The sequence below is a fragment of the Streptomyces sp. FH025 genome (assembly GCF_017427025.1).
Taxonomy (GTDB): Bacteria; Actinomycetota; Actinomycetes; order Streptomycetales; family Streptomycetaceae; genus Kitasatospora.
The window spans coordinates 1-10,233 of the sequence record NZ_JAFLNG010000239.1 but is presented as its reverse complement, the minus strand read 5'-3'; the positions used below and the strand labels follow the sequence as shown (position 1 = coordinate 10,233).

General features: G+C 72.4%; 9 protein-coding genes and 1 pseudogene. 1 reads left to right on the top strand and 9 read right to left on the bottom strand.

The window, feature by feature from the left end; translation table 11 throughout:
* Positions 1-54: 54 nt before the first annotated feature.
* The 8 genes from J0670_RS18375 to J0670_RS18345 form a co-directional block, all read right to left on the bottom strand.
* The gene (locus J0670_RS18375; RefSeq protein ID WP_243437190.1) at positions 55-1,200 is read right to left on the bottom strand and encodes an acyl-CoA dehydrogenase family protein; all 1,146 of its coding nucleotides are present in this window, start codon (positions 1,198-1,200) and stop codon (positions 55-57) included.
* A 79-nt stretch (positions 1,201-1,279) separates the two neighbouring features.
* Positions 1,280-2,473, bottom strand: coding sequence for a CaiB/BaiF CoA-transferase family protein (locus J0670_RS18370; protein WP_207812698.1), 1,194 nt, complete (start codon positions 2,471-2,473; stop codon positions 1,280-1,282).
* A gap of 173 nt (positions 2,474-2,646) precedes the next feature.
* Positions 2,647-4,092 carry a CoA transferase gene (locus J0670_RS18365; protein WP_207812697.1) on the bottom strand — a complete coding sequence of 482 codons (1,446 nt, stop codon included), beginning with the start codon at positions 4,090-4,092 and terminating at the stop codon, positions 2,647-2,649.
* A 69-nt stretch (positions 4,093-4,161) separates the two neighbouring features.
* The gene (locus J0670_RS18360; protein WP_207812696.1) at positions 4,162-5,121 is read right to left on the bottom strand and encodes a helix-turn-helix domain-containing protein; all 960 of its coding nucleotides are present in this window, start codon (positions 5,119-5,121) and stop codon (positions 4,162-4,164) included.
* A 38-nt stretch (positions 5,122-5,159) separates the two neighbouring features.
* Complete coding sequence (locus J0670_RS18355; RefSeq protein ID WP_207812695.1) at positions 5,160-5,837, bottom strand: DUF4232 domain-containing protein; 678 nt, start codon at positions 5,835-5,837, stop codon at positions 5,160-5,162.
* A gap of 127 nt (positions 5,838-5,964) precedes the next feature.
* Complete coding sequence (locus tag J0670_RS18350; protein ID WP_207812694.1) at positions 5,965-8,685, bottom strand: transcriptional regulator; 2,721 nt, start codon at positions 8,683-8,685, stop codon at positions 5,965-5,967.
* 121 nt (positions 8,686-8,806) lie between these two features.
* Complete coding sequence (locus tag J0670_RS39950) at positions 8,807-8,929, bottom strand: hypothetical protein (RefSeq protein WP_279383030.1); 123 nt, start codon at positions 8,927-8,929, stop codon at positions 8,807-8,809.
* Positions 8,930-8,955: 26 nt separating this feature from the next.
* Entirely contained in the window at positions 8,956-9,150 is a 195-nt protein-coding gene (locus J0670_RS18345) for a hypothetical protein (RefSeq protein ID WP_207812693.1), read from the bottom strand.
* Between the two features lie 191 nt (positions 9,151-9,341).
* On the opposite strand from J0670_RS18345, the gene J0670_RS18340 reads away from it, so the two are divergent.
* Positions 9,342-9,509, top strand: a complete 168-nt coding sequence (locus J0670_RS18340; protein WP_207812692.1) for a hypothetical protein — start codon at positions 9,342-9,344, stop codon at positions 9,507-9,509.
* Between the two features lie 37 nt (positions 9,510-9,546).
* On the opposite strand, the pseudogene J0670_RS18335 reads toward J0670_RS18340, so the two are convergent.
* Positions 9,547-10,233: pseudogene (locus tag J0670_RS18335) on the bottom strand (hypothetical protein); the annotation flags it as partial.

Sequence of the window (10,233 nt, the reverse complement as noted above, 5' to 3'; positions counted from 1 at the left end):
CGTAGGCGTCGGCGGAGATGACGGGCGCGCCGGTGTCGATCGTGTGGGTGTTCATCAGTGCTGCTCCAGACCGCGAGTGATGATGCCGCGAAGGATTTCGTTGGTGCCGCCGCGCAGCGTGTAGCCGGGGCTGTGCAGCAGGGCGAAGGCGAGCAGTTCCGGGTGGGTACCGGGGGTGGCATGCGGGTCGGCGGGGGTCGGTAGGACGCTGCGGACGGTGTCGACCAGGGTGCCCTCCAGGCGGGTGCCGAGGTCTTTGACCAGGGCGGCCTGGGTGTCGGGCGAGGCTTCGGCGTCCAGGGCGGCGGCCACGCCGAGGGACAGTTGGCGGATGCCGTGCAGGCGCGCCGTCAGAATGCCCACCTGGGTGAGCTGTTCGGCTGTCGCGGAGCGCTGCTCCAGTTCGCGGAGCAGGGAGACCAGCAGGGGGAAGGTGGACAGATAGCGTTCGGGGCCGCTGCGTTCGAAGGCGAGTTCGCCGGTGACCTGCTTCCAGCCGTCGCCAAGCTGCCCGAGCAGCATGCCGTCGGGGACGTCGACGCCTTCGAGGTGGAAGGCGTTGAAGCGGTGCTCGCCGCTCATCAGCCGGATCGGCTCGACCCGCACGCCCGGGGCACGCAGGTCGACGATGAACTGGCTGAGGCCGGTGTGCCTGTCCTCGGCCTCATCGGTGCGGGCGAGGACGATGGCGTAGTCGTTGACGTGAGCGCCGCCGGTCCACATCTTGGTGCCGGTCAACCGCCAGCCGTCGGCGGTCCGTTCGGCGCGGGTGGCGACCGAGGCGAGATCGGAGCCGCTGCTCTTCTCACTCATGCCGATGGAGAAGAAGCACTGCCCGGCGGCGATCCGGGGCAGGAAGAAGCGGCGTTGCTCCTCGGTGCCGTGCTGGAGGATGGACGGGCCGGCCTGCCGGTCGGAGACCCAGTGGGCGCTGACCGGGGCGCCGGCGGCGAGCAGTTCCTCGATCACCACGTAGCGCTCCAGGAAGCCGCGGCCGGCGCCGCCGTAATCGACGGGCAGGGCCATGCCGACCCAGCCGCGCTCCGCGAGCCGGCGGCTGAAGTCGGGGTCCCAGCCGGCCAACCAGGAGTCGGGGCGGCCGAGTACGGTGCCGCGGGCGCGCTCCTCGTCGAGGAAGGCGCGGACCTCGGTACGGAGTCGGCAGGCCGATTCGGGCAGGATGACGTCGGGAAATGCCATCGGTGAAAGCGTTGAAGGCGACATGGTTCGTTCGCTCCTGGGCTGGTGGATGAGCGTTCTCTTCGGTACGGGGATTCGGTCAGCCTGCGGGGTGCAGCAGGGAGGGATCGAAGCCGGCTTCGCGGAGGACCTCCTCGGTGTGCTGGCCGATGGCCGGGCAGGGCCGTAGCTCCGGCTCCGGGTCGGCCGAGTAGCGCACCGGGAGGCCGATGACCTGGTAGCGGCCCTCGGTGGGGTGGTCGGCCTCGCGCAGCAGGCCGCCCTCGCGGGCGTAGGCGGTGGTGGCGGCGGAGGCCAGGTCGAGCACGGGGGCGGCCGCGATGCCCGCCCGGTCGCAGAACTCCTGCCACTCGGCGCTTGCATGACGTGGCGTCAGCTCCGCGAGCAGCGGATAGAACGCGTCGGCGTTGCGGGCCCGGTCGGGGCCGGTGGCGAAGCGCGGGTCGGCGGCCAGTTCGGGGCGGCCCACGAAGGCGGTGAAGTCCCGCCAGTTGCGGTCGCTCTGCGGCAGGATGCACATCCAGCCGTCGGCGGTGCGCAGGGCGCGGCGCTGCGGGCTGAGCGAGCGCGGCGAGCCGAACGCCCCGTCGGCGTCCAGGGCGGCCGCGCCCAGGTGCTCGACCAGGTTGAAGGCGAGCATGGTGTCGGCCATCGGGACCTCGATGTGTTGTCCGGTGCCGCCGTGCTCCCGGTAGTGCAGCGCGGCCAGTACCGACTGGGCGATCTGCATGCCGCAGATCTTGTCGGCCAGCACGGTGGGAACGTAGTGGGGTTGGCCGGAGACCTGGTGGTTGAGCCAGACCAGGCCGCTGGCCGCCTGGATGATGTCGTCGTACGCGGCGTGGGTGCCGTAGCGGCTGTCGCTGCGGAAGCCCTGGGCGTTGGCATAGATCAGGCCGGGGTTGACGGCCGCGACGTCGTGGTAGCCGAGGCGGAGCTTCTCCAAGGCCTGCGGGCGCAGGTTGGTGATGAGGACGTCGGCGGTGCGCAGCAGGGCGAGCAGGGCGTCACGGCCGTGCGGGGCCTTGAGGTCGATGGCGGCGCTGCGCTTGTTGCGGTTCAGGTTGAGTGCCGCACCGCCCATGCCGGGGTGGCGCTGTGGCGGGTAGTGGCGCGTCATGTCACCGGTGGGCGGCTCGACTTTGATCACGTCGGCGCCCAGGTCTCCGAGTTGCTGGGCGGCGTACGGAGCCATGATCACGCTGGCCAGTTCGATGACGCGGACTCCGGCGAGGAGTCCTCGGCCGGACGGGCCGGACGGCTTCTCGGACATCTTCCTGCACCTCCTGGGGTATCGGGCGGGGTGGATGAACGGTGGTGCGGTACGGGCGGCGGCGGACACGTGGTGCCGAAGAGGCGGATACGGTGGAACTCGCCGCATCGGTCGGCATGGGGCAGCGGTTTCAGTTGCCAGGGCTGGTTGCCCGGATGTGGCCTAGATGTGGCCTAGCTCCACTGGAGCGCGGCAGACCCGAGCGGGGACCGCCAGCCAGGCTGGGGGACCGTGCGCCCGCTGTACGCGAACGGGGTCGCCGGTTCGGTGAGCGGGCCGAAGTCGGTCCCCGTGGTCGACAGCGCGGCGAGCGGCGCGCGCCCGGGCCTGGGGAGGCCGAGTACGTCCTCCCGCGCGAGCAGACCGAGTTCCTGCACCCAGTGACACACCCCGGCCAAGGTCACGCGGATCCGCCACGAGCCGCCCTCCGCCGCACGTCGGCGCAGGACCGTTGCGACGGCGGCAGCCCCGAGGTAGGCGGCGAGGTAGTCGTTGAGCAGGTACGTCGGCGGCAGCGACGGCCGGTCGGTCCATTCCTCGACGGCGAATCCGGTTGCCGAGCAGGCGAGTTGGTCGAACCCGCCACGTTCGCCCCAGGGGCCGTCGGCGCCCCAGGCGTGGTATTCGAGGGTGATGAGCCCGGGGCGGCGCCGGACGAGTTCCGCGGTCGACGCCCCGTGCCGGGCAAGTCCCCGGTAGGCGTGGACGAAGACGTCCGCGTCCTTGAGCGCGTCGTGGAAGGCCGCACGGTCGTGATCGTCGCGCAGGTCGCAGTAGGCGTTTCGCTTGCCGCCGCCGGTCATCGCGATCATCGGGATCGGGTCGGGGCGGTCGGGACGCGACAGGTGCAGCACGTCGGCGCCGAACTGGGCGAGGAGCCGCGCCGCGACGGGACCTGCGATGACATGGGTGAGATCGAGCACCCGTACGCCCGCGAGCGCCTCGTCGTCCGCACCGATCGGCTCCAGCGGCCGGACCGGTCCGTCACCGACACGTTCGATCTCGACGACCGGGCGCTGCGCGACATAGCGCCCCGCGGGGTGCGCGAGCCACTCGTCCCGGCTGCGCACCGCGCAGGCGACGCCGCCCCGCGCGCAGACGGCCTCCTCCAGCGTGAAGGCATCCCAGCCGGCCGTGGCCTGCGCGATCCCCACCTTGTCGAGCCCGCACCTCAGCACGGAGTGGACCGCGTCCCGCAGATGCGGATAGGTGGTGATGATGAAGATCCACCGGCCGTCGCGCGCCCGGTAGAAGTCGCTGTTGCCGAGCAGGGTCGGGTCGTCGAGGAGAGCACCGAGCGGGCGTCCCGAGAGCGTCGTGTGATACGTCGCCATGAGCTGGTCGATCGCAGCCCCGGCCTGCACCTGAACCCTCTGATGCGGGTGGCCGCGCTGTTCGCCGACCGCCGCCGTCTGCCGCCCGAAGACACCGATCGCGGCAGACATGGCATCGGCGAGGCGATGCACCGAGGGCACCAGGGGATCCGCCCCGACGACGGTGATGTCCTCGGCTCCCCGGGCCGGATCGGGGTCGCCGAGAGTGTGCAGCAGCCGGGAGACCATCTCGCCGGTGGACGACCGAGGCGTCGGCTCGGCCGTGGTCAGCGTGTTCGAAGTCATGCCGGGATGCTCGTTCCCCGCACCGCACGAGCGCCCGCGTTCACGGATATCCGTGAACCGATGCGGACGTCACGTCCGCCCCTCCTGGATGTGCGCGAGGAGCCGGGCCGCCGCCCGGTCCAGACTCAGCCGCTCCGAGCGGCCACGACGCCGCTGCGTCAGAACGAGGGCACCCGTGACGACGGGGCCGTCAGTGACGGGGATCGCGAGCGCGCTGACCTCGGGATCGGCCAGACCCTCGCTGCGGCTGATCCGCGACGCACGGATCCCCGGAAGAGCGCGGCGGAACTCGGCGACCGCCTCGGGGTCGTGGCGGGCGAGCTCGTCGAGCAGCCCACGGCGCTCCGCCTCGTCGGTGAAGGCCAGCAGCAGACGGCCCGCGGCGGTGCGCAGGAGCGGCCGGGCCATGTGCTCGTCGGCGAGCGGCACGAGGCGGGGAATCTCGTCCTCGCCGCCGCGCGCGAGGTGCACGGCATCGAGCCCGACCCGCACCGTGAGCAGCACCGGGGTACCCGCGACGCGGCTCAGCTCGTTGAGCTCGGCCTGGCTGATCCGCGGGACGACCCGGCCGGCGATGAGGTTGAGGACGTGCGGGGCGGGCCCGAGCCGGAAGCGCCGGCGCTGTTCCAGCAGAAAACCCGTCGCTACGAGTCCATTGACCAGATCCTGCACCGAACTCGCCGGCGCCCCGGCCATCCGCGCCAACTCGGCCACGGTCACCCCGCCCGGCGCCCGCGCGGCGGCCTCCAGGATCCACACGACCCGGTCCACCGTACGGTGACGCCGCCGTCGGCCGTGCTCGCTCATCCCGCCCGCCTTGTCCTTGTTGTACGTCGCCGACCGATCGCGCCGACACGGCCCGCCGATTCTCCCCCACCACCCGACGAGGAACACGAGCAGCTCCGCGAAGACCAGGTCCGTCGATCCCGAACTCCGCGCTCCCCACGGCTGATTACAGGGATTCAGGTTGGGGAGAATCGCGGCCTGGCCCAAAACCGCGACCAACCTGCTCCTGAGCCACGCCGTCATGCCCGGGATTGTGCGAACGCACGGGGCCGCGCCAAGCTCTACCGTGCCGCGAAGGCTCCGACCTTGAAGTCGGTGCCGCAGACGCTGAAGACGCCGCCCGGCGAGCCGTTCGCCTTCATCACGTTCACCGTGGTGCCCACGTCCTTGGGCAGCGCGACCTTGACGTGGGACGCCTGCACCGGGCAGGTGTAACGGGCCGACTCGGTGCCCTCGCTGTTCACGTCGTTGTACAGCACGTCCGCCACCACCGCGGCGCCCGCCGGTACTTCGACCGCTTCCGAGCCCTCCTTGGAGTTGTCCCCCGAGACCGGGCTCGCCTTGCCCTGGTCGTCGTCGGCGACCACGGTCGTCGGGCCGACGATGGTGCAGGGGGCACCCGAGCTGTTGGTGATCTTGAGGGTGGCCGCGGCGGCCTGCGCGTTACTGGCGTGGCCCGAGGACTGGCGGAACGTCACCGAGGTGTTCTTGGTCGTACAGGCCGCGGTGACGCCGCCCCCGCCAGTGTGGGAGGACGAGTTGCCTCCACCGCTCGTGCTCGTCCTGTTCCCGGACGGCGCCGAGGTGGAGGTGGAACCCGACGGGGCGGCTGATGATGCGCTGGTGCCGGCGGCGCCGCTGTTCTGCGTGCCGCTGCCGTCGTTGCAGCCGGTCAGGGACAGGGCGAGCGTGGCGACGGCGCCGACGGCGAGCAGGGCGGGACGGGTGGTGGTGCGCATGGCTGGTTCCCCCGGTTCTCGTTCGTGGGTCGCGATCCTGCACGAGGTCGCTTCCCCTTACACGAACGAGGGTGTTGCGGCGCGCTGGCAGATCACTAACGAGCGCGGCGGCGGCGCTAACGCCTCGCTAACGCTCCCGGATCCTGGCGTGTGCCGCCGCGTGCCGGCGCCGCAGTTCGGGCAGTGCGTCCTGGTCGGCGATGTGCAGCAGGGCATCGAGCGCGGTGACGGCGCCCGCGTCGTAGCCGGTCTGCTCGGCCTCAAACGCGGCCTGTGCGAGGCAGCGCCGCCCGGCCACGGTGTCGCCGAGCCCGGCCAGCGCCTCGCCCTGCCAGGTACGCAGGAGCACGCGCCGGGCGACCGCCTCGTGCTCGGGGCCGAGGCCGAGCGCCACCTCGGCCGCCTCGTACGCCTGCCGGTGGCGGCCCGCGCCGAGGTGGATGCGGGCCAGGTGCTGGAGCGCGAGCATCCGGGTGTGCGCGTCGTCGGCCTCGGTGGCGAGGGCGAGGGCTCGGGTGCAGGCCGTTTCGGCGGCGCCGGGTTCGTCGTCGGGGAGGGCCGCGGCGAGGTTGACCAGGGCGGTGGCCTCGCCGAGTATGTCGCCTGCGCGGGCCGCGAGTTCGGGTGCGAGGCGCAGGTGCCGGACGGCCTCGGCGGTGCGGCCCTCCTCGGCGAGCACCCAGCCGAGCAGGGTCAGGACGCGGGCCTCTGCATAGGGGTCGGCGCAGGCGCGGGCGTCGGCGAGGGCGGCCTGCAGGGTGGGCGCCCAGTCGGCGAGGACCCGCCAGACCACGAACGGCCACTGGGTCACGGCGATCCGCCAGGCCCGCTCGGGCCTGCCCTCGGCGCGGGCCGCAGCGGCGATCAGGGCGAGGTCGTCGCGTTCGGCGGCGAACCAACCGAGCGCCTCCTCGCGACTGGTGAAGTCCCGCACTGTGGGCGGCTGTTGAAAGTCATCGGGCTGCACGAAGGCGGGCTCCCCGCCAGGTTCCGCGGCCTCGGATGCGGACAGCGCGGTCGCCACGCAGTGGTCGTACAGGCGCAACCGGGCCGCGGCGCGGGCGGCCGGGTCGTGGCTCCGGCCACGCGCGTAGAGCCGGACCAGATCGTGCAGGACGTAGCAGCCGGGGGTGGTCTCGGTGATCAGGTGCGCCGCGACCAGGCGGTCGAGGGCGCGGGCCGCATCCGGCGGGGACGTGTCGGCGAGCGCAGCGGCGCTGAACCGGTCGACGTGTGTGCCCGGGTGATGGCCGAGCGCAGTGAACAACTGCGCCGCGTCGGCGGGGAGGTGGGCGGTGGTGAGCCGCAGCGCGGAGGCGACGCCGATGTCCTCGGCGGCGAGCAGCGCGAGCCGCTGGCGCTCGTCGGCGAGCCGGTCGGCGAGGGAGGCGAGGCCGAGGGCGGGGAGTTCCACGAGCCGAGCGGCGGCGACCCGCAGCGCGAGCGGCAACCCGCCGCACAACTCGGCTATACGGCGGGCCGCTTGGGGCTCGGCGGCGGTGCGGTGCTCGCCGAGGACACGGGTGAGCAGGGCCACGCCGTCGTCGGCGGCGAGGACGTCGAGGGCGACGACGCGGGCGGCGTCGGAGGCGACGAGACCGGCGAGGCGGGCACGGCTGGTGACGACGGTGACGCAGCCGGGTCCCGTGGGCAGCAGCGGGCGCACCTGGGCGGAGGTACGGGCGTTGTCGAGGACGACGAGCAGGTGCAGTTCGCCGGTGAGCGAGCGGAACAGGGCACCGGCGGCATCCGCCGACTCGGGCATCCGGCACGGTGGAACGCCGAGAGCGACGAGGAACTCCCGTAACAGCTCGGCCGGTTCGGGGTCCGAGGTGTCGCTGAACCCGCGCAGATCGGCGTAGAGCGTCCCGTCGGGGAAGTCGGAGCGCCGGCCGGCCGCCCAGTGCACGGCCAGTGCGGTCTTGCCGACCCCGGCGGGCCCGGTGACCACGACGACCGGCCCGTCAGGTCCGGCCGCGGCCGCGGTCAGCGCGGCGCTCTCAGTGGTGCGGCCGTGGAATCCACGCGGGGTACGAGGCAGCAGGTTGGGCCGGACCTGCACTGGTTCCAGGGCGGGCTGGGGCGTATCGGCCCGGACCGCGGGGGCGCTGTCGGGGCCGAGGGCGAGGGTGAAGGCGGCGGTCAGCTCGGCGCCCGGACGGACGCCGAGCTCGTCGGCGAGAACCTGACGTGCGCGGTGGTAGGCGTCCAGGGCCTCCGAGGAACGCCCCGCGCGGTGCAGCGCCTCGACCAGCCGGGCGGCCAGCGGCTCGCGCAGCGGATGGGCCCCGCTCTCCGGCCGCAACAGCTGGACAGCGCGCTCGTGTTCACCGCCCAGGACGTACGTGTCGGCGAGCAGCTCGACCGCGGCGAGCCGCGCCTCGTCCAAGGCGTGCGCGGCGGAGCGCAGCAGCGGCGACGGGTAGGCGCCGGCCAGCGCGGGGCCCTGCCACAGGGCGAGCGCCTCGGTGAGCAGCGCGGCCCTGTCACCGGGGTCGGTGGCGCGGCGGGCGAGCGCCACAAGGCCCTCGAAGCGGTGGGCGTCGAGCAGCGTCTCCGGCAGTTCCAGGTGGTACGCGGCGCCGCGCGTGCTCAGCTCGACGCCGTACGCCGATGCGTCGACGCCCGCCAACAGTGCCCGCAGGCGCGAGACATGGCCTTGGATCACGGTGCGGGCGTGCAGAGGGGGCTCGTCGTCCCACAGCGCCTCGGTGAGCGTGTCCACGGAGACCGCAACATTGGCCCGCAGCAACAGCATCGCGAGCAGGCTGCGCCGCTTGGCGGGCCCGAGCGGCAACGGCCCGTCGTTCCCGCTGACCGACACGGGGCCGAGGACCTGGAACTCCATGGACGGAACCCTATCTTTCAGGGGCTACTGGGAATCGGGACGTCGAGCCGTACGGACACCGCCGCTGCTCCGTCACCGACCAGGCCGGGCCGGCCGGCGGCGGAGGCGATGCACCGAGGGATCAGAGCTCGGCGGCGAGGGCGGGCCAGAGGACGGCGGCTTTGACGGACCGAGCCAGGTGACGCGCCCAGTAGGTCTCGTCGCTGTCTTCGTCGCGCCAGTACCGCAGCTGAGCGACAGTCACCTGGACGGGCGCAGCGGATCGTCAGGTCAACCGATCACGGCAGACATGGCACCGGCGAGGCGATGCACCGAGGACACCAGGGGATCCGCCCCGACCACGGTGATGTCCTCGACTCCCCGGGCCGGATCGGGGTCGCCGAGAGTGTGCAGCAGCCGGGAGACCATCTCGCCGGTGGACGACCGAGCCGTCGGCTCGGCCGCAGTCAGCGTGCTCGAAGTCATCCCGAGATGCTCGCTCCCCGCACCGCACGAGCGCCCGCGTTCACGGATACCCGTGAACCGATGCGGACGTCACGTCCACCCCTCCTGGATGTGCGCGAGGAGCCGGGCCGAGAGACCCCCCAGCCCCCGGATGCGACCACTTCGAGACCACTTGGTCCCCAACTGGTCCCCAAGCGCATACGAACAACTGCTTGACGATGCGCCGCTCCACCCTCGCCATCACCATCAACCTCTACGGCCACCTGTTCAAGGACTCCGCCGACGAGGCCGTTCTCGCGCTCTCCCACGCGCTCGACCAGGCCGCGTCCGGTTGGGCGAACCGTGAGCAGGGCAACGGGGGTGTTCTGCGAGCGGCATAGTCGCCCGAGGGACACCCCCGTGCAGTCGGGCTCTTCGTCAGGGGGTCTGGCGGCGGGCTACCTCAAGGCGCCGTCGGAGGTCGCGGATGATCTCGCTCCAGCGCCACGACTCCGGGGCGTCCCAGTACTTCTCGCCGATCGGGTGCCAGTCGGACAGCTCGCTCAGCTGAGCGGTCAGCGCCTCCCAGTCGGTCCCGTGCGTGGTGCCCGGGTCCCGGTCGAGCTTCTGGGCGACGTCGTGGAGGCGGTGGGCCGCCCGGTAGTAGGACAGCTGGGTGTCGGTCAGTCGCCGTACCGCGAAGCCGTCGCACTTGCTGCACCAGTCGAAGTCGTCGCGGGCGAGGAGGTCCGCGACGCGCAGCAGGTCGTCATGCTCGGTGACGCCGCGTTCTCCGGAGTGTGAGCAGAACGGTGAGTGGCCCTTGCGCTGCCAGCCAGGATCGGCATCGGTTGTGTAGACCTGTACATCGGCGAGGACACCCAGCGGAATTCCGCTGCCGCGGTGCCACCGGTCGGTGCCGGGCTGCTCGAACGGTTGGAGGCGAAGGCGGCGGGCGCTGACCAGCAGGCCGTGCCACACCGCGCTGGACACGGTGCGGCGGCGACCGTCGCGGTCGGGGCCGCCGTCGAGAGTGCGCAGGTCCGCCGCGCCGCGTGCCATGGCCAGGCATCGCAGCTCCTGTTCAGGGTTCTCCCTTCGGTACCTCAGCCGAGCGGTGGTGCG